16 protein-coding genes are annotated in these 21,269 nt (G+C 37.6%); 6 read left to right on the top strand and 10 right to left on the bottom strand.

Translation table 11 applies throughout. The features are described 5' to 3' along the window. Positions 1-94: 94 nt before the first annotated feature. The 7 genes from RAH34_RS13425 to RAH34_RS13455 all read right to left on the bottom strand — a co-directional run bounded on the left by RAH34_RS13425 (position 95) and on the right by RAH34_RS13455 (position 12,338). The gene (locus tag RAH34_RS13425; protein ID WP_114822306.1) at positions 95-1,522 is read right to left on the bottom strand and encodes a glycoside hydrolase family 125 protein; all 1,428 of its coding nucleotides are present in this window, start codon (positions 1,520-1,522) and stop codon (positions 95-97) included. Between the two features lie 31 nt (positions 1,523-1,553). Continuing rightward, a complete protein-coding gene (locus RAH34_RS13430) occupies positions 1,554-3,785 on the bottom strand; it encodes a GH92 family glycosyl hydrolase (RefSeq protein ID WP_306596465.1) in 2,232 nt (743 codons plus the stop codon). A gap of 128 nt (positions 3,786-3,913) precedes the next feature. Next, positions 3,914-4,885, bottom strand: a complete 972-nt coding sequence (locus RAH34_RS13435) for a glycoside hydrolase family 130 protein (RefSeq protein WP_114822304.1) — start codon at positions 4,883-4,885, stop codon at positions 3,914-3,916. Between the two features lie 104 nt (positions 4,886-4,989). Then, a complete protein-coding gene (locus RAH34_RS13440) occupies positions 4,990-6,291 on the bottom strand; it encodes an MFS transporter (protein ID WP_306596466.1) in 1,302 nt (433 codons plus the stop codon). Positions 6,292-6,462: 171 nt separating this feature from the next. Then, positions 6,463-8,088: a SusD/RagB family nutrient-binding outer membrane lipoprotein gene (locus RAH34_RS13445; RefSeq protein ID WP_306596467.1), complete on the bottom strand. Its 1,626-nt coding sequence runs from the start codon at positions 8,086-8,088 to the stop codon at positions 6,463-6,465. Between the two features lie 17 nt (positions 8,089-8,105). Beyond that, the gene (locus RAH34_RS13450) at positions 8,106-11,072 is read right to left on the bottom strand and encodes a SusC/RagA family TonB-linked outer membrane protein (RefSeq protein ID WP_306596468.1); all 2,967 of its coding nucleotides are present in this window, start codon (positions 11,070-11,072) and stop codon (positions 8,106-8,108) included. 387 nt (positions 11,073-11,459) lie between these two features. After that, a complete protein-coding gene (locus RAH34_RS13455) occupies positions 11,460-12,338 on the bottom strand; it encodes an AraC family transcriptional regulator (RefSeq protein WP_306596469.1) in 879 nt (292 codons plus the stop codon). Between the two features lie 200 nt (positions 12,339-12,538). On the opposite strand from RAH34_RS13455, the gene RAH34_RS13460 reads away from it, so the two are divergent. From RAH34_RS13460 to RAH34_RS13485, 6 genes are all read left to right on the top strand, one after another. Then, positions 12,539-13,405 (top strand): AraC family transcriptional regulator, encoded by an 867-nt coding sequence (locus RAH34_RS13460; RefSeq protein ID WP_306596470.1) that lies wholly within the window; start codon positions 12,539-12,541, stop codon positions 13,403-13,405. Positions 13,406-13,494: 89 nt separating this feature from the next. Beyond that, positions 13,495-13,914, top strand: coding sequence for an OsmC family protein (locus tag RAH34_RS13465; RefSeq protein WP_114822298.1), 420 nt, complete (start codon positions 13,495-13,497; stop codon positions 13,912-13,914). Positions 13,915-14,094: 180 nt separating this feature from the next. After that, positions 14,095-14,700 (top strand): TetR/AcrR family transcriptional regulator, encoded by a 606-nt coding sequence (locus RAH34_RS13470; RefSeq protein ID WP_306596471.1) that lies wholly within the window; start codon positions 14,095-14,097, stop codon positions 14,698-14,700. A gap of 10 nt (positions 14,701-14,710) precedes the next feature. Then, positions 14,711-15,979, top strand: a complete 1,269-nt coding sequence (locus RAH34_RS13475) for an acetyl-CoA C-acetyltransferase (RefSeq protein WP_306596472.1) — start codon at positions 14,711-14,713, stop codon at positions 15,977-15,979. Between the two features lie 202 nt (positions 15,980-16,181). Continuing rightward, on the top strand, positions 16,182-17,423 hold the full coding sequence (gene fabF, locus RAH34_RS13480) for a beta-ketoacyl-ACP synthase II (RefSeq protein WP_306596473.1): 1,242 nt from the start codon (positions 16,182-16,184) through the stop codon (positions 17,421-17,423). A 144-nt stretch (positions 17,424-17,567) separates the two neighbouring features. Then, positions 17,568-18,692 carry a TlpA disulfide reductase family protein gene (locus RAH34_RS13485; protein WP_306596474.1) on the top strand — a complete coding sequence of 375 codons (1,125 nt, stop codon included), beginning with the start codon at positions 17,568-17,570 and terminating at the stop codon, positions 18,690-18,692. A gap of 83 nt (positions 18,693-18,775) precedes the next feature. On the opposite strand, the gene RAH34_RS13490 is transcribed toward RAH34_RS13485, so the two are convergent. The 3 genes from RAH34_RS13490 to RAH34_RS13500 are packed head-to-tail and all read right to left on the bottom strand — an operon-like array spanning position 18,776 to position 21,036. Further along, a complete protein-coding gene (locus tag RAH34_RS13490) occupies positions 18,776-19,255 on the bottom strand; it encodes a hypothetical protein (RefSeq protein ID WP_288444171.1) in 480 nt (159 codons plus the stop codon). Positions 19,256-19,276: 21 nt separating this feature from the next. Then, a complete protein-coding gene (locus RAH34_RS13495) occupies positions 19,277-19,696 on the bottom strand; it encodes a Dabb family protein (protein ID WP_114822293.1) in 420 nt (139 codons plus the stop codon). Positions 19,697-19,707: 11 nt separating this feature from the next. Beyond that, positions 19,708-21,036, bottom strand: coding sequence for a porin (locus RAH34_RS13500; protein WP_306596475.1), 1,329 nt, complete (start codon positions 21,034-21,036; stop codon positions 19,708-19,710). Positions 21,037-21,269: the final 233 nt, after the last annotated feature.

The following is a 21,269-nucleotide window of genomic DNA, read 5'->3' on the forward strand; positions in this document are numbered from 1 at the left end:
GGTGTTTTTGGTGTGTGAATTTTATATAGCATTCCCCTGACACCTTCTTTTTCGGGAAGGAATCTCAGATGAATAAGCGATATAAAAGGGTGGGCTATGTCAGTAGCTCAGGGTTTTCATTAAAGGTTTTCCATAACAATTCGCCAAACAGGGTATTGGCCCATGCAAACCATTCTCTGGTGAACTTTTTGGAGTCGTCTTTATGGAAGGATTCATGCATAAAGCCTGTTCCTCCGTGCGTTTTCTGTAAGGTATCTATACACCATCTGATCTCACTTTTTTCTTTGGTAGTGAGTGCCTTCATTATGATACTCATTGGCCAGATCATGTCAAGTCCGATATGCGGACCTCCTATTCCTTCTGCCAGCTTACCTTTGAAGAAGAATGGGTTGTTTTCAGACCACACAAATTTTCTTGTATTCAAATATACAGGGTCATCAGCTTTCACCGCATCCAGATAAGGCAATCCTAGCAAGCTTGGACAGTTCGCATCATCCATCAGGTTGTAGCTTCCGAAGCCATTTACTTCAAAAGCATAGATTTTTCCAAATTCAGGATGATTGTAAATTCCGTATTTTTTGATGGCTGCATCTACCTCATCAGCAAGGCTGTTCAGTTGTTGAGCCAACGTTTTTTCATTTTTAATTTGGGAAACCATTTCTGCAGCCTGACGTAAGCTTACCACCGCAAATAAGTTGGAAGGGATGAGGAATCCGTAAATCGTAGCATCATCACTTGGACGGAACATAGAGCTGATCAATCCCACAGGTTTCGTTGGATAACCATATCCTCCCATAGGAACTCCATCTGTAGCCCAAGCTGTGGTACGTTCAAATTTGTAAGGTCCAAGATCATGTTTTCTCTGTTGTTCTGTGAAAGTCTGCAGGGTAAGTTTAATTCCCTTCAGCCAGTTGGCATCAAAAGGTTTTGTATCTCCTGTTGTTTTCCAGAAGTGATAGGCCAGACGGATAGGATAGCAAAGCGAGTCGATTTCCCATTTTCTTTCATGCGTTCCCGGCTTCATATCGGTGTGGTCATACTCTTTCCATTTACTGATCTTCTGATCATCATTGTAGAAAGCATTCGCATAAGGATCTTTAAGGATGAAAGTAGTCTGTTTGTGGATTACTCCTGAGATCAGCTTATGCAGTTTTTCATCTTTTTTAGAGAACTGCAGATAAGGGAAAACCTGTGCGGAACTGTCACGAAGCCACATGGCATCAATATCCCCAGTGATCACATAGGTATCCGGTGTTCCGCCGGTTTCCGTATAGTAAACAGTAGTATCTAATGTATTCGGGAAACAATTTTCAAAAAGCCAGCTCAGCTCTTTGTTTTTTACTTTCTTTTTAAACACTGCAATAGCACTTTCTACGGATTCGCTGGTAAAATGTCTTTTATCTTTAGGAACACGGACAACAGGAAAGTCATCCAGTACTAAATTCTTAGCAAAAACATTTTGAGTAAACAGCAATCCGGCTCCTGCCAGTGCACTTGTTTTAATAAAATTTCTCCTTTCCATTGATACTTTGTTTCGTTTATTTTTATGAGTCTTATTTTACAGGTTTACTTCCCATTACGAATCTCAATTCGCCACCGTTCATGATATCGTTGTGGTTCAGTTCCCAGCTTTTGTATTCTTTTCCGTTCAGGAACATTTTCTGTACATAGATATTCTTGTCAGATATTTTGTCTGCAATCACGGTGAATGTTTTCCCATTCTCAAGCTTTAAAGAAGCTTTCGGGAATTGTGGTGCTCCGATGGCATAAACAGGTTTCCCCGGTGTTACAGGATAGAATCCTAATGATGAGAAGATATACCATGCTGACATTTGACCGCAGTCTTCATTGTTAACAATTCCATCAGGTTTTGCCGCATACATATTGTCACGGATATATTTTACCATTTTCTGAGTCTTATAAGGACTTCCTGCGTAATTGTACAGGTATGGAACATGATGCCCCGGCTCATCCCCGAATCCTAAAGATCCGATGAATCCTGAGATATCCACATGCTGCTCCCCTTCCATATGAAGTGCTTCTGTAAAGGTTTTATCCAATTTTTCTTCAAATCCTTTTTTGCCGCCATACAGATTCATCATTTCATCAATCTGATGCGGAACAAAGAAATCATACGCCCAGATATTTCCAGAAACCCAGTGTGGCTGTAGCTTTTTCCAGTCGTTAAGGGTGAAATCTGCTAAGAATTTTCCATCTTTTTGTCTTGGCCAGAAGTGGTTATTTTCTTTATTGAAGGTATTCAGGAAGTTCATAGAACGTTTTTTATACACTTCTGATTCTTCTTTTTTGCCTAATTTTTCAGCAAGCTGTTGAATACACCAGTCATCGTATGAATATTCCAGTGTTGCAGAAACAGAAGCTCCGTTTTCTGATGGAGTGTAGCCTAATTTGATATAATCATTAAGACCTCCGCCACCATCGCTGCTGCTCATTTTGTCCGTTAAAGAAGCATCTTTCATAGCAGCAAATGCTTTTTCGGCATCAATACCCGGAACTCCTTTTGAAATGGCATCCCAGATTACCGAAGCACTGTGATAACCCAGCATACAAAAATTATCATATCCGCAAAGCTCCCAGATTGGCATGTGATCTTTACGATCCGTATATCTGCTGATCAGAGAATTGGCAAATTCTTTTGTATGTTTCTGATCCATAATAGTCAGTAATGGATGTGTCGCTCTGAATCCGTCCCAGTAAGAATAAGTACTGTAGTTGGTAAACCATTTGGTATTCATGTTTTCCTGTGCTGCAACATAGTCTCCATTCACGTCCATGTATAAATTGGGTGCAATGAATGTATGGTAAACTCCGGTATAGAAAATTTTTCTCTGGCTATCGGTTCCTCCTGTTACCTGGAATCTTCCGATCAGATCTCTCCAGGTCTTTTGAGCAGTTTCTTTTGCTTTGGCAAAGTCAACATTTGTTGCTTCTGTATCAAAATTTTCCAGTGCATTTTCTGTACTTACCGGAGATAAAGAAACTTTTACTTCAATGCTTTCCTGATCTTCTGTTGAAAATCTTACAAAAGCTTTAGCATCTTTGGCAAGGGCAATTTTTTCATCATTTTTGATTTTTCCGTCAGCATAAACGCCGTAAGACTTAAACGGTTTGGAAAATTCCATTACGAAATAAGCAAATCGTTTACCTCCCCAGCCATTGCTGTAGCAGTACCCTTTGATTTTATTATTGCCTTCCACACTTACTAAAGTATGGTAGATGTTTCCGAAGATTTTATTAGTAGGATCAATAATGATATTGGCTTCACTACTTTTCGGGAAAGTATATTTATGAAATCCGACTCTTGGGGAAGCAGTAAGTTCTGCTTTAATTCCATAGCTGTCCAGCATTACGGAATAATATCCCGGAGACGCAACTTCTTTATCATGTGTAAATTTTGAACGGTAGCCTGTCTCAGGATTTTCTTCAGATCCCGGAACCATTTTCACCTGCCCTACAGTAGGCATTACCAGAATATCTCCAAGATCTGCCCATCCTGTTCCACTCAGGTGGTTATGACTGAATCCCATGATCGTTTTACTGCTGTAGTGGTATCCGGAACACCAGTCCCAGTCGCCGCTTTTCGTATTCTGATCCGGGCTCAGCTGTATCATCCCGAATGGCGTGGTTGCCCCCGGAAAGGTATGTCCATGTCCTCCAGTTCCTATAAAAGGATCTACCCAGGATAATATATCGTTTTTATTTTGCTGGGCATTGGCTACAGAAATCAGGGTGGTAAAAAAGCAGATTAACAGTTCTTTTTTCATGATAAGAGAGGTATCGGAGATTTTTTTGTTTAAAAGTTGGTTTAAAAATAGGAAAACCATTATAAAATTCCCAGTAAAAGGGAAAATTAAGATGATTAACCTATTTTCCTAAACTTTATATTACTGTATTAAATTGAATTCTTTTTCATAAAATCAATGATTTCTGAAATATATCCAAAGGCAATTGCAACTACGGTATCAGCAGCACCGTAATATACTGTTACTTTGTCTCCTTCAGTCAATGCTGCACAAGGGAAAACCACATTCGGTACATCTCCTGTCAGTTCATACAATTCTGCCGGTGCCAGCAGATAAGGTTTCGTTCTGTACAATACTTTTGTGGGATCTTCAAGATCAAGCAAAGCTGCTCCCATTGAATATCTGAATCCTCTGCAGGTATTGATTACTCCATGATAGAAAAGCAGCCATCCTTCTTCTGTTTTGATAGGAACCGGCCCACCTCCGATTTTTGTGCACTGCCATGCACTGTCTTCGAAAGGTGTCACTTTCATCACACAACGGTGTTCCCCCCAGTATTTCATATCAGGGCTGTAACTGATATAAATATCACCGAAAGGCGTATGTCCGTTATCACTTGGACGGCTCAGCATCGCATATTTACCATTGATTTTTTCAGGAAACAAAACTCCGTTTCTGTTGAATGGAAGAAAGGCATTTTCACACTGAAAAAATTCTTTAAAATCAAAAGTATATCCAATTCCGATGGTAGGACCATTGTATCCGTTGCACCAAGTGATCCAATAGCGGTCTTCTATGAAGGTTACGCGTGGATCATATTTATAATCGGATTCAATCATATCCGTATTTCCTGCCTGCATTTCAATAGGGTCATGATTGATGTCCCAATTGATTCCATCTTTACTGAAACCAGCAAAAATATTCATCTGTACGGCCTTGTTGTCGCAACGGAAGACTCCGGCAAATCCATCCTCAAAAGGAATCACGGCACTGTTGAATATACTGTTGGATGTTGGTATCGCGTATCTGTTAATGATCGGGTTCTCGGAAAACCTCCACATGATATCATTGCAACCTTCCGGGCGATCCTGCCAAGGGATCATTACTGATTGAGTTGTCATAAAGTATTTTTTACTTTTTATTTTAATTGTTTTAGTATTTGGTAAACATTCTTAATGTTATTTTAAACCTAACAGGTTTTAAAAACCTGTTAGGTTTAGTACCATTATTTATTTATAGATTCTTCTCTCTGATTTTCTGAATAAGGGAAAGGAACAAACAGGGTAACAAGGAATGCAGGAACGGTAGCGATCAATACCCAGATAAAGAACAGTTTGTACCCGATCCAGTCACTGATCATTCCACTGAACATTCCGGGTATCATTACGCCAAGATTCATGATTCCTGTTGCAAATGCGTAATGGGCCGTTTTGTGTTTTCCAGGTGCAATCTGCTGCATCATGTAGAGCATTAACCCTACAAAGCCAAATCCGTAGCCGAAATATTCCACTACTACGGCAATTCCTACAGGCAAAAGATCTGCAGGCTGATAATAAGCCAGTAATGCATAGACCACAAATGGAATATTAAATGCACAACACAGCCATATCAAAGATTTTTTCAGTCCACGGGCTGAGATAAAGTACCCTGCCAGTACGGATCCTAAGATGAATGCTGCAGAACCGTATGTTCCGTAAATAAGTCCGATATCTGATGTAGATAATCCTAATCCTCCTGATGTTCTTGGAGCTTTAAAAAATAAAGGCGCAATTTTGATGGCAAATCCTTCTGCAAAACGGTACAGAATAATGAAGAGAATACACCACAGAATTTTCTTTTTGGTGAAGAAAGAGGTAATGACTTCCCATAGTTCCTGACGAACATTTCCGGCAGTCTTTTCATCTTTCTGTTCTTCTTTATTTTCTTTCGGCAGAATGAAATAATGATAAATTGCGAGGGCAAAAAACAGTAATGCATAGATCACCATAATGATCATCCAGGCATGCGTAACGCCTTTTGTCTTTTCTAAAACACCTGCAAAATAAACAAGTGCTCCACTGCTGATGATCTTGGCAAGATTGTAAAAAGCGCCCTGCCAACCAATATATTTTGCCTGCTCTTTATTGGTTAAAAAGCCAATATACGTTCCGTCTGCTACCACATCATGAGTAGCTCCACAAAATGCCACTACGGCAAAAAGGGCAATACTGTATTTGAAAAAATCATGCATTGGCAGACTTAAGGCTACTAATGCAAACAGAATTCCTATGGCAAACTGAGTAAAAACAACGAAGAATTTTTTGGTTTTATAAATCTCCAGAAACGGGCTCCAAAGAGGTTTTAATGTCCAGGAGAACATGATAAGGGCAGTCCAGAAAGTGATCTGCGAGTCCGAAACCCCCATATCTTTATACATGATTCCTGAAACCGCATTAATGGTTACAAAGGGTACTCCCATTGCAAAATATAATGTGGAAATCCAGAGAATTGGCTGAATCCGACGGGTTCCGGAGTTGTTTTTTCCCATATTTAAAAATAAGATTCTAAATAAAAGAGAACATCTCAAACATTCATTCAGGCTAAAAACGAAACTATAAATTTTTTGGAGATTCTATTCTATTCTCCTGCCTTAATGAATGTATCAAATAAAATCTGATCTTGAGATGTCTCTTTATTAATGAGTGATTCTGAATATTTTTTATTTCTTATCCCACCATAGCTTAGTACCTCCGGTATCTGGACCGTTAAGCATCTGTGCAGCCTGCTGGTAATTATATAATGACGTTTTAGTATCAATAGTGAAAGGAATTCTTCTGATCATTGCTTCTGTACTGATGGCTCCGCCACTATCATTTTTTCTTACCTTGAAAAGAACCGGATATCCTGTTCTTCTCTGCTCAGCCCATGCTTCTGGTCCGTTTGGATAAAGAGAAAGCCATTTTTGGGTAATAATTCTTTCTAATTTTCTTTCGTTGGTATCCCCGTTATTCCATGCAATCGTGATAGTACTTAACTGAGGGTTTCCAACAAGTACGTTATTGTCTGCATTTTTCGGATCAAGATAAGGTGCTTCAGTAGAAGTATTATCGGCAAGATAAGCAGCAACATTCGCACTTTTCCCCCATTCTCCGAAAGACTGCTGAACTCCGGTTGTATAATTGGTTTGAATATCACCCGCTCCTGCATAGCCTCTCAAAGCAGCTTCAGCTCTAAGGAACCATGTTTCTGCAGCAGTGAATAATTTCATTTTACCATCTGTACCAGAAAAATAATCTCCGCTGGCAGATTTTGCCTGTGGCTGCGAAAATCCTCCATACGTTGACTTACCGTTTAATAAATCAATTCCCTGGCGTATTCCTATATATTTTCCTTGTAAACCCGGATCAGATGCCGGAATAGCATATGCCGGAAGTCTTGGGTCATTATATCCGTTCATATAAGCCATCAAAGGTGCTCCAATTAAACAGTCTCCCCATGAGTAAATGATGAAACTCAATTCTGACTGTCCTACACTGATCAATGCATTATCTGCATTGTCAGTAATCAATCCTGCAGGTGAAGCCAATGCTTCTTCTGCATATTGCTTAGATTTTGCAGGATCAGCGTAGCTCATTCTCATAGCCAGTCTCAGCTTTAGTGAATTGGCAAATTTTGCCCATTGCGCCATATTTCCGCCATATACTAAATCTGCTTTCTTCAATGCCGATTTATCTTCTACATTCTGTGTCGCTGACATGGCAATTACTTTCTGTAGATCTGTAATGGCTGCAGTAAGATCAGCAATAAAATAGTTGTAGGCTTCCTGTTGAGAATCAAAATCCGTAACTCCGTTAGGGTTTGGCTTTTCATATTTGCTGTAAACTACAGGACCGTGGTTGTCTGAAACTCTTGCGGCTGTAATGACTTTCAGAATTTTTTTAACAGCAAATGTTCCTGTAAAATCTACTCCTTTATAGATTTCCTTAGCCGTATTATCAATGATAAGGGAGTAATTGAAAATATCCTGCTGTCTGGCAATAATTCTATTATTCCATCCATCCATCATTGAATAGGTAAGATTATTTACTCCTCCATTAAATGGTGTTGCTGTACTGAACATTCCACTGTACATATCTGCACTAAGGTTAGGATATAGCTGATAATCAGACTGTAATCCTCTTTGCATAGATTTCATCGGATCAACAACCGCAATAAAATCAGCGTAAAAATTTTCAGGACCTCCTGCCTTTTCCTGATTATACTGTTCAAAGTCATTAGTACATCCTGAAGCTGAGAACAATAGTACAGCTCCGAATGCCAATATTTTAATATGATTGATTTTCATTTTCTTAATTGTAAAAGTTAGAAGTTAGCTTTTAATGATAATCCAATAGATCGGGTAACCGGTAATCCGAATGAATCTACCCCAACTCCACCAGGTGTATTTCCTGATACCTGTTCAGGATCAAACGGTGCTTTTTTATAAAAGAAAAATAAGTTGGTTCCTACTAAGCTTACCGTTGCATTTCTCATATATTTAGATTGAATATCGAAAGTATATGAAATGGAAGCCTGGCGTAAACGTATTGTTGTAGCACTGTACAGATAAGCTTCATCAATACCTTTTCCAAACCCTTCTGTTGTTCCTACTGCTTTATAATAATCTTTTGCATTGGTTAAACCAGTATAAGCCTGTCCCGCATTTGGTGTTCCCGGTGCATATACTGCATTTGGAATAGATACCCCTCCTGCATCTCTTGCATCCGCTGTAGACTGACTAACTCCATAGATATCGTTTGCTTTTTCAGTAAGAGACAATACTTTACCTCCGAATTTACCATCAATAAGGAAAGAGATTCCCAGCTTACCAATATTAAAGGAGTTATTGAATCCCATGATAAACTTAGGGTTCGGATTACCCAGATAAGAAGGAGTACCTTCTGCTAATGGGATTCCTTTCTCATTCACTAAAATACGTCCCTGATCATCTCTTTTGAACTTGATTCCGTAAAGATCACCAAAAGATCCTCCTAATTTCAGTTTTGTATATTCACCTCCTCCTGTTAATGAGAAAAGTTGGTTTTCTGATATAGGTAAACTTGGTGGAAACAATTCAACAATTTTGTTTTTGTTGGCAGAAGCATTTAATGTAGTTGTCCATCCAAATTTTTCTGAACTGAATACCTTATAGGATAATGAAGATTCAAAACCTGTATTTCGGATTTTCCCTGCATTAATATAATATGATCCGGGAGCTATCCCTCCGAAATAAGAATCTATTTTTGTTTCTAACAATTGATTACTCGTATTGGAGTTGTAGTAAGTAATATCAAAACTTAATTTGTTACTAAACATCCTTAGCTCTGTTCCAACTTCAAAAGTTTTATTAAATTCAGGTTTCGGAAACAGGTCTTTATACTTAGGATCAGTAATGAATGAACTCTTTGGAAACACAAGTGTTCCGGCGTCTACCCCAAAGGTATATCCTTTATTATATTCAATCATTGCATTGGAAATATTGGTAGGCAACCCTAATCCTACCGTTGCATACGATCCTCTTACTTTCCAGAAACTAATGGCTTCCGGCAGTTTGAAAACAGAAGATAATACAGCATTGGCTCCAACAGATTCATAGTCAAATCCTGTTCTTCCGGTTAAGGCCAAACTGGAATCCCAGTCATTTCTAAAAGTCATGTCTACATAAAACATGTTTTTATAACCTACTGTAGCACTGGCAAAGACAGATTGCACCTGCTTCTTCATATTGGTATAAATATTGTGATATCCATCACCAGGGGATCTTTTTTTACCCCATTCAAGATTACTCACAGTGAAAAGGTTGGGGTTTGTCAGATAAGCATTATCAATCTGTCCTATTTTATTTCTGGTGGTATTGATACTTCCTCCTAACGTAAAATCTAAAGAGAAAGATTCACTTATTTTAGGACTACCGATAAGCAATACGTCCCCGTATGTAGAAGAGTTTTCATATGTATTTTTAAGGATTCTTCCATTAATCCCTTCATTAACAGCCAGCAAAGTAGGTGCTGAAAAAGCAGCAATATCACGCTGACTGTCTGAAATATTCCAGCTATAATTCCCTCTCACTCTTGCCGTTAACCAGGGATTGATCTGGTAAGACAATGAAAGTGCTCCATAGGTATTTTTATTGCTTACAGTAACAGGATTACGGTTTAAAATCCAATAAGGGTTCTGTGTTGGCGGGTTTCCTTTAAAACTTCCATCCGGATTTACTTCCCACCAGTTTTGAGCGGGTAAAAACCTTTCTTTATTTAAATAAGTGTAATTATCAGGACCATACTGATCAAAATCTACTCCTCTTGGCAGCCAATACAAACTTGTCAAGGGAGAAAAAGACGCTCCGGGAGTCTGTCTGTTCTTACTTTCCTGTAATGATCCGATGAAATTGGCATCTAGTGTTAATTTATCATCCAGAAACTTACTTGAATTTCTGAAAGATACATTGTACTGATCAAAATATGACATAGGAACCACTCCTTTGTTGGTGGTGTTCCCGATAGAGAAATAGCTTGTTGATTTTTCATTTCCTGACTGGAATGAAAGACTGTTTACCCATGTAGTTCCTGTCTGCAGAAAATCTTTAAGGTAATCCTTGGAAGCTCCTTTTGCTCCCCAGCTTTCTGTTGACTGTCCCGGCTGTGATCCCGATACAGAAGGGTCATAAGACAGATAACTGTGCTGCAGTTTGGGAAGACTGTATGCTCTGTCAACTGTAAGACTGGAGCTGTAAGTAATTGAGCTTTTCCCTGCACGTCCTTTTTTAGTCGTAATCAGGATAGCCCCGTTACCTCCGGCAGAACCATACAATGCAGAAGCAGAAGCTCCTTTCAGGAAGTTGATGCTTTCAATATCATCAGGATTGATGGAGCTCAGTACATCTCCCGGATCCGGCATATTGGAATACTGTCCGATATCTGCAGATTTTCCTGTTCCGTTGATAATAGGAATACCATCAATCACATACAGTGGCTGTGCACTGTTGACAGACTTATCTCCTCTCATGACCACCCTTACGGAGCTACCTACACCATTGGTTCTGTTGATCTGTACGTTGGAAACTTTTCCATTGATCGAATTTAATAGATTGGGAGTTTTCACTTCTGTAAGCTCATCTCCACCAATCTGCTGACTGGAATACGTCAAAGAGCGGGCCTGCCTTTTTATCCCCAAAGAGGTGACCACGACCTCCTCAATACTGGTTGTCTTCGTAGTGTCGGCCGCTTTTTTCTCCTGTGCATTCGCAGTAAGTGAAAAAACGAACAGAACGGGTATAACTGCTTTTCTCATAAGGTATAGATTCGTTAGATTTAATTGAGAATCAGTGACATTACTTTATTTTTTAATACAAAAAAAATTATTGTTTTTTCAGCAAAATTTTGCCGTTTATGTATTAAATAATTTAAAGTTTTGTTAAGATTTAATTCACATTCACAAATCTAAATTTTGTTGCCAGTCTGATATAATACTATTTTATCATAAAACGATATTATTTTTTCAGCAATCAAATTTAAAAGCAATTAACACCTTAAATATCAACAAAATACAACACTTCCCAAACAATTAAAAAAAGGGGATTTATTCAGGTATTTTGACAAAATAAAAGTAGATTTCCGGACGGAATTACAGGACGCCAGATAAGATATAAAACAGAAAAATGTAAATTTTTAATACGTATTATTCAATCTTTTTAACACCTTTAAACTGCTCTTTAAATTCGGTTGGAGTTGTCTTTTTGATAGACTTAAATACCTTGTTGAAATTGGCAATATTATTAAATCCGGCTTCAAAAGCAATTTCAAAGACCGTAAGATTCTTTTCCATCAACCAGCGCGCAGCATAACTGATTCTGATCTCATTAAGATAATTAACAAAAGTTTTCCCCGTTCTTTTTTTGATAAACCTGTTAAACGTCACATTGCTCATATTCACCAATGATGCTACATTATCCAGCGTTATTTTGTTCTCAAAATTTTTATGAACAAAATCATGAACAACCTTCATTTTATCATTGTCAGCAAAAGATTCAAGCTCAATACTATAAGATGACAAAAGTATTTTATTTTCTGCAACAGCCAGTTCATTCAGAATTTTCATAATTTCTATAAAAGATTCAAAACTGTTCATCTTGGAAAGATTGAGAAACGAATCTTTTAGTTTCTCGGCCGTTTCTGTAGAAAAAAGAATTCCTCTGATGGAGTCTTTCATCAGATTATTGATAGGTTTAAGAATATTTTTCTCCATCAGTGACTGTTGAAAGAAATCCTGATTGAATTGTATAGTGATTTCATGGGTCTTTCTGTTCTTACATCTGTAATTCGCCCAGCAATGTGGTAAATTGGGTCCTACCAGCACCAGTTCTATATTTCCGATCTCTCCGGTATGGTCTCCGATCATTCTTCGGTAGCCTTTCCCTTTATAAATAAAATTGATTTCAATTTCAGGATGATAGTGGTACGGAAAGTCGAATGAAGCTTTAATCCTGTCAAACACGAGAAAACTATCCTCAGGAGATAGTGGAGTTATTTCTCTCAGAATATTTTCTAATTCGCTCATACAGGCTGTTATGAAAAAAGGTTAATACTATTAGGTCACAATACAAATCTTTGTAAAAATGATAAAATAATATCAATGTAAAAACATATTTTGAATTTATTTTATTTCAATTTTATATATCAAACATAAGAAATCATAGGTTCAATAATTTAATACAGCTCAAATCATGCTTTTTTGTATCTTTAAACTAAAGTTAAAGGATGCCGCAACAGCTTATTTTTGAAGATCACTATAAAAGACTCGGACTGGAAGTATTTTCAGAAGAAAATCTGGAGAATTTCAATGGAAATCGGTTCAGTACAGACATTAAAGTATTTTTTATTCCTTCAGGATACGAACTTACGGTAGACTTTACTCATTACAAAACCAAAAAACCTTCACTTTTCTTCCTCACCAACCAACATTTGACCCTCCAAAAAGGCAAAGATGAATCTATTCTTCTTTTCTACAACCGGGATTTTTACTGTATTCAGATCCATGATAAGGAAGTGGCTTGTGACGGTCTCCTTTTTCATAATGTATTTGAGATTCCTTTTGTAGAGCTTGATAATTCAGAAACCTCTCTTATAAAAAGTTTGTTCCGGAATATTCAGGATGAGCTTGAATGGAAAGATTCTTCTGCAGAGGAAATGATCAGAACCTATGTAAAACAGATCATTATCCGGGCTACCCGCAAGTGGAAGAAGCAAAATCTGGATAATGATACACTCAGAATACCAGGCAGTGAACTTGATATTTTCCGGGATTTCAGCAGACATCTGGAAATTCATTTCAGAGAGAAGCATAATGTAGCAGAATATGCTGAGCTGCTTCATATAGCTCCGAAAACTTTAACTCATAAATTTAAAAACTTAAATCTGGACTCTCCCAATCAGTTTATCATCAACAGAATCTTATTAGAAGCAAAAAGGTTACTTTTTTATACAGATAAGCCTGTGAAAGAAATTGCCTACGATCTCGGCTATGAAGATCCGGCTTATTTTAACCGACTTTTCACCAACAAAACTGGCAGTACACCTGCTAATTTCAAAAAAAATTACTCTACGGGAAAAAAGTACAATATTTAAGTCATTTTATCTATTGAATACTCCCCACCGCAGACATACCTTTGTAACATCAAAATCAAACAACATTACTAAATACAAAAACAAACATTATGAGACGTAACGCAACAGCCGTTTGGAACGGTACTATTAAAGAAGGAAAAGGACATTTAACAACACAGAGTACAACGCTAAACCAGACTCAATATTCTTTCAACAGCCGTTTTGCGGATGGTGTAGGTACCAACCCTGAAGAATTACTGGCAGCAGCCCATGCAGGATGCTTCACGATGAAACTGGATGCAGAATTATCTCAGGCAGGTTACAACCCTGAAGAATTAAAAACAACTTCTGTAATTACCCTTGATCCCAATATCGGAAAGATTACAAAATCTGAACTGACTCTTACCGCTAAAGTTCCGGGAATCTCAGAAGAAGAGTTCCAGAAATTTGCGAAAATTGCAGAAGAAGGATGCCCTGTAAGCGCAGCATTCAACTTTGAAATTACATTGAATGCTACTTTGGAAAGCTAAGAATCAAAGCATGCATATCAACATCAATAGGAACGGGCTTTAGCCCGTTTTCTTGTTTAAAAATAATTCCATTGGCTTTAGCCAAAACTTAAAACCCTAATATCTGAAAAAGTTAATCTTTCAAATAAATATACCGAATGGTATATTTTTGTATATTTGCATCATATTTAAACATTTATAATGTCGAAGGCAGAAAAAACGAAACAGCATATTATCGAGAAAACAGCAACCCTTTTTAATACCAAGGGTTATATCTCCACATCGCTGTCCGACATTACCCTGGCAACTGGTCTTACAAAAGGCAGCATCTATGGAAATTTTGAAAACAAAGATGAAGTAGCAATTGAAGTTTACAAATACAATTCCGGATTATTGAGCAAGACACTTAGCCGCTCTTTTGGTGATGAGTATCCAACTTCGGTGGATAAGCTTCATGCTTTTGTAGATTTTTACCGAAAAAACTGGAAGTTTGTTTTTGCAAACGGCGGCTGTCCATTGATGAATGCTGCAACAGAAGCTGATGACTCTTTTCCGGCTTTAAAAACTCAGGTTAAAAGATCTTTTGAACAATGGATGACCAAAATATCAAATGTCATTGCAGAAGGACAAAGTAAAGGGAAAATTGATAAAAAAGTCAATGCCGGGCAATATGCTTCCCTATTCATTATGCTTATTGAGGGCGGAATTCTGCTCTCAAAAACAATGGGTGACCAAAGTTTTCTAAACCACGCTTTAGATAAAGTCAGTCATATGATTGATCATGAACTCAATATTCTTCCATCATAAATAATACCATATGGAAACAAAAAAAGTGGCTATTGTAGGATACAACAGAATTCCTTTTGCCAGAATGAATACTGCTTATTCAGAGCAGGGTAATCAGGATCTTCTTCTTGCTTCTCTCAACGGATTAATAGATCGTTATCATTTGAAAGGAAAACGACTCGGAGAAGTTGCCGGAGGTGCAGTCATAAAACACATTTCTGAAAGCAACCTCATCAGGGAAACCGTGATGAATACCACTCTTGACCCTGCAACACCTGCTTGTGATCTTCAACAGGCATGTGATACAGGAATTGAAGCTGCGATTTATATCGGAAATAAAATTGCCCTGGGCCAGATAGATTGCGGCATTGCCTGCGGTGTGGAAGCGATGAGCAACATTCCATTTGAATCTTCGCCAAGATTAAGAAAAGCACTTCTACAAGCGAATAAAGAAAAATCAGCGTTTGGAAAAATAAAACAACTGCTAAGCCCGAAACTGAAAGACTGGATGCCGATTCCATATAAAGGACAGGAACCTAAAACCGGTCTGGTTATGGGTGAACATACAGAAATTACCGCCAAATATTACAAGATTTCCAGAGAAGAACAGGATGAACTCGCTTTAAAAAGCCACCAGAATATGGCAAAAGCTTATGATGAAGGATTTTTTGATGATATGATTACTCCGGCCTTTGGTTTAGATAAAGATAATAACTTAAGACGCGATAGCAGTATTGAAAAACTCTCACAACTGAAACCCGCTTTTGATAAACAGAACGGAACTTTAACGGCAGGAAATTCAACTCCTTTTACGGATGGTGCTTCCTCAGTTTTGCTGGCCAGTGAAGAATGGGCAAAAGCCAATAACCTTCCTGTTTTAGCCTATATCAGTTTTTCTGAACTCGCGGGAATAGAATATGTGGAAAATAGACAGGATTTACTTCTTGCCCCTGTTTTTGCAGCAGAGAGAATGCTTAAAAAAGCAGGCATGAATTTATCTGATTTTGATTATTACGAAATTCACGAAGCATTTGCCGCACAAGTTTTAGCAACCATAAAAATCTGGGAAAATGAAGAACTCGCGCAAAAATTCGGATTGGAAAAAGCTCTCGGAAAAATAGACAGAAGTAAACTGAATGTAAAAGGAGGAAGCCTTGCCGCCGCCCATCCTTTTGCAGCAACAGGCGGAAGAATTATCGCAACCCTGGCAAAACTTCTCCATGAAAAAGGAAGTGGAAAAGGATTTATATCCATTTGCGCAGCCCGTGGACAAGGAGTAACCATGATTTTAGAAAGATAATATCATAGCTTAAAATACATTCAAAAGAGCAGATTCTTTTATTATGCAATAAATAATATGATGGAATATTCGTCTGCAGAGAAAGAAAATTGATAATATTGCAGTGGAAAAATTAGCTGATAAAAGAAGTAATTAAAATGAAACATGGATAAACAAGGTTTATCTCATGAAAGTCTAATCTATTTAAAAATAGTAACTACATATGAAGAGAGTTGTCATTACAGGATTAGGTGCTGTGACACCTTTAGGAAATAATGTTGAAGATTTTTGGCAAAACAGTATTAAAGGAGTTAGCGGAGCTGGACTCATTACCCATTTCGATACGGAAAAGTTTAAAGTTCATTTTGCCTGTGAGGTAAAAGGCTTTGATCCTAAAGTATATCTGAATCATAACGAAATCAAGAGAAGTGATTTGTTTACACAATATGCCATGTATGCCTCATCAGAAGCCATTCAGGATTCCGGCCTGGAACTTGAAAAAATGGATCCTTTTGATACAGGAGTGATCTGGGGAACCGGACAGGGCGGAATGTGGACTTTTGAAAAAGAAGTAATGGATTTCGCTGCCGGAGACGGAACGCCCCGTTTCAATCCGTTCTTTGTACCGAAGTTTATTGCCAATATGGCTTCGGGAATGATTTCCATGAAATATGGGCTTCAGGGAATCAATTATACAACGGTTTCTGCGTGTGCTACAGGAAATACAGCATTGATGGATGCCTTCAACTATATCCGCCTTGGAAAAGCCAAAGTAATCATCAGCGGTGGTTCCGAAGCAGCTATTACTCCGGCTTCCATCGGAGGATTCTCTATTATGAAAGCCATGTCTACAAGAAATGATGATTTTGCGACTGCCAGTCGTCCTTATGATGCAGACAGAGACGGATTTGTAATGGGAGAAGGCGCAGGAGCTCTGGTACTTGAAGAATATGAACACGCTGTTGCCAGAGGAGCAAAAATCTATGCAGAATTGGCAGGAGCTGCCATGACGGCAGATGCATACCACATGACAGCACCACATCCTGAAGGAGCTGGAGCCATCAAAGCAATGCAACTTGCCGTGAAAGAAGCAGGAGCCAATATGGAAGATATTGATTATATTAACCCTCATGCTACTTCAACGCCATTAGGAGATATGGTTGAATTAACAGCCATTAATAAAGCATTCAAAGGAAGCAAAAATCTTGATATCAGTGCCACAAAATCCATGACCGGGCACTTATTGGGGGCTGCCGGAGCGGTGGAAGCCATTCTTTCAATCAAGGCTATTCAAAACGGAATTATTCCTCCGACCATCAATCTTCATTCTATTGATGCAAATATTCCTCAGGATATCAATATTGTTTTCGGAGAGGCGAAAGAAAAAAACATCAATTTTGCGTTGAGTAATGCCTTTGGATTCGGAGGACATAATGCAACTGTTGTTTTTAAGAAATTTTCTTAATCTTTAAAACAGATTCTTCCTTAACCAAGAGGAGAAATACCGGAAGATCTTTAATAAAAATATTGACAGTCCCTGTGTTTTTAAAGCACAGGGATTTTTTATGTATGAAAGTTTTTGTAAGTTAGTTCCCCTACAAAATATTTTATGAAGAAACTTTTCTATGCACTATTGATGCTCATTTCAAATTGTATTTATTCTCAGAATAATTTTGAAATTGACCTCCGTTCAGATTCATACATTAATGACAGCCTTATGCTGGGAGCTCCTTCGACGAGAAAAGGATTTGGAGACCTTTATACTTTTAAAATACAGACGAACAACAATATTTCTGATTTTGGAAAAAAGCTCAGGATGGCTCATTCCATTTATTATTTTAAAATTCAAAAGAAAAATATTGTCCATGGTTTTATAGAATACCCCCAACCAGTAGCTTTTGGTTATATGGGAAAGAACGGTAAAGCGGGTTATAGTACAAAAGTATTTTTCTTAGAAGGAGGAAAATATAAAATTGATTTACCCAAAGACTTTAATAATGTAGAACTTAATATAGACTCCCCTACCAACAGAGAATATAAGATTTTACAAAAATCATTGGAACCGTTTTATATAAAATCAAAAAATCCCTATCAAGGTGATAGCTTGATCAATATAGACAAAAAACAGGAATTTTTAGGAGAATACATCAGGAAAAATCCCAATTCGTATGTTGCATTATGGGAAATTGTGAATGATTATACTCTTAACGATTACCATCCTGCTTATTTGGAAAACCTGAATTTATTTTCTGCAAAATTTAAGCAAAACAAATTATACAAAGGTGTTGAATCTCGTTTAAAAGCAGAACAATCTACCTCCATTGGACAGAAAATACCTGATATCTATTTTGACAAGCAGAATAAACTGACTTCCGAAGACTTTAAGAAATATAAATTAACCTTTATTGATTATTGGTCAACAACTTGTGCCCCTTGCATAAAAGGTATGCCTGAAATTGTGAATCTGTATCATGAATATAAAGGTCAAAATGTAAACTTCATTACAATTACAGACGAGCAAAAACCCAATAGAATGGAGGTTGCCAGGAATATTTTAAAGAAAAATAATGCGGATTGGATGAACTTTTTTGATGTAAACAAAGACTTCCAAAAAAAAGTGAATGCTACAAGCTATCCTCTTCATTTCATCATCGATGAAAACGGAAAAATAATTGCCCGAATCAGCAATAGCATTGAAGAAGCAAGAACTATTATTAAAGAATTTCTACAATAATTCTTCAAAAGAAAAAAGCAGTCAAAACTGACTGCTTCAAACATAACGAATTATATACTCCTTATAAAGAGATTGACTTGTAACTATTGAGCATCAGGAATAAAAAAATCCTCGGCATTTTCAGCAATCGGAATATAGAGTCTCTCCCATTCTTTGCTTTTCACCATATCCCAGCTATGACCAGTTCCTTTAAGGTCTTCTGCAAGAAGAACCACTCCCGGTTTAATCATAAAAGTAGAACCATCTGTTACTTTAAATCTTATATTGCCCTTGATGGTAATCACATATTGTCTTCTGGGAGCCGGATGTGCATTTTTTTCCCATTCCTCCGTTTTATTGCTCATCCAGAATGTTGTGGTATTCATATGTTTAAGAGTGGGGATTTTCCCTTTCTCAAAAGTACATGATCCGTCAGGATTGTTGATTAGTCTTATAGCAGGAATAAACTCAGTGGAGGTCTCCGAAGTGACACTTACATTTTTATGGTTTTTGTGTTGTGCATTCATAAATCCTACAGTACTTACTACTAAAACAAGGCTTAAGCCCTTAATGATATTTTTCATTATAAATTTAATTTTTTATTTTTAATTATAAACAGTATCATAAACCAGCATTCTTTCAAAGAATGGTTTATATTTCTGAACCAAAGCAAGATGCTCAGGAAGTTTTCCATAGGCTTCAAGTTCTTCCAGGCTATCGAACTCCATACAAGCATTATAAGTAAATGTGCTATCTAAAACACTTCTCGGGCTGGAAGCTGCCGGTTTTCCGTAACGGAGATTCTTCTGATAAGGAAGCTTTTTAAGGCCTTCAAAAAAATTTTCAAATTCTTTTACCTCAGGCCCGGAAAGGTCTTTTCTAAGCCAGAACAACAAATAATGGAAGTACACTTTTTTCTTTTTTTTAGGATTAAACATGGGTAAAGCAGACGCAAACATATTTCCTGAGATCAGCAGCAAAGCAGAAGCCTGGACTGAGCGGAATAAAAATTTTCTTCTTTCCATTGTTATTTATTTTAATTAAAATCTATTCTGTATTTAAGGACAAACTGCCATTTCCGGTCTGAAACTACGGCATTGTTTGAAGGGTCATTGGTATAAACAGGTCTGTTCTGAGCGTCAAAGGTTAAACGGGAAGACATTCCGTTCATCAGCAGAGATATTCCTGCATCATAGATCACAGCATTATCATGAAGTCCTTTCAGATCTGACAACTGCATTCCTACGGCAGGCTGAAGCTGAAGACTTTTCTTTTCTTTGTCCAGATAAGGCAGGGTTCCTCCCAGTTGTACATAATAGGTATTTCCGGTTCCGATAACAGGCATTGCATTTCCTGCTCCATTCAGACTCGCTTGTGTAACATCTACAGAAGTTGCAGGATTATTGGTACCTACATACCGGATATAATTGGGTCCGTAGTCGTTATGCATCGCCATCCCATAAGCGCTTATTGACGTTCCTTTTTCTTTATTCAGTGGTGCATCATAAAATAAATCTACTGCAAAGCTTTTCATATCATCATTCACTGTATTCTTACCGGAATCCAGATGCCATAATGCATTGTGAATATAATCAAACCCCGCTCCCAGACTCAGTACATTCTTCTTCCCTACATAAGTTCCTGCATTAAAGGGAGTGGAAATATTTTCCTTGTCCAAAAAAGCATATCTGAAATATCCTGAGAAGTCTTTTCCGGGGGAGTTTTTACTAAAGGAAGCGACATTCAGTTTCGGATCAGAAGTTGCCATGGTATAAGGATCAGCCACTACCAGACGGTAATCAAATCTTCCGAGCTGTCCTTTAATATAGGCACTCAATTCCCTTACGGTATAATCTGTTGTTCCCGCATTGGAGGTTGCGTAAGCTGGAAGGTCGTATAACAGCGTATTCAAAGGTCCTGTAGTAAATCTTGAGAGTCCGCGCCATGTAGAACGTCCTGCACCAAAAGCAATTTTATCATTAAAAGCATATTCAGCGTAGGCATCCAGAAGGTCAAAATAATTACTTCCTTTTGCATTGACATTCACGTTGGTAGTTCCTCCCTGCAATACAAACATCAGCTTTTCTGTAGGCTTATAAGTCATTTTTACACGAACTCTTCGAAGTGAAAGGTCAGACAGATCCGATTTTGCTTCGTTATTGACAAGGCTTCCAGGGTTAAGCTGGGTATATCTGGCCCACAATTCTGCATATCCGCTAAAGGAAATATATCTTGAGTGATCTTCATTGAAATAATGAGTCAATCCGGGATTATTAAAATCATTTTTTTTCTGGGCTTCTAATTTCCCCATAAGTCCTAATAAGGAAAACAACGCAATTGCTGTTTTGAAAGAGGTAGTCTTCATATTTTTCTATTCTTATCTTTTGTTGATTTCAACGGGACAAAATTAGATTGCTAAAAGGCCGACAGGTATTAGAAATCTATTAGAAACCTTATAGAAAACTATTAAAAGGGGGAATGTTTTCTGATAAAAGAAAAATATAAAATACCTTTGTACAGTGCTTTGGGAATAAATGAAAGTCAGGCTTTTAAAATCAAAAAAACGTTTGAAAACCAACACCCCTATTCATCGTATTT

The sequence above is a fragment of the Chryseobacterium sp. WLY505 genome (genome assembly GCF_030846215.1).
GTDB lineage: Bacteria > Bacteroidota > Bacteroidia > Flavobacteriales > Weeksellaceae > Chryseobacterium.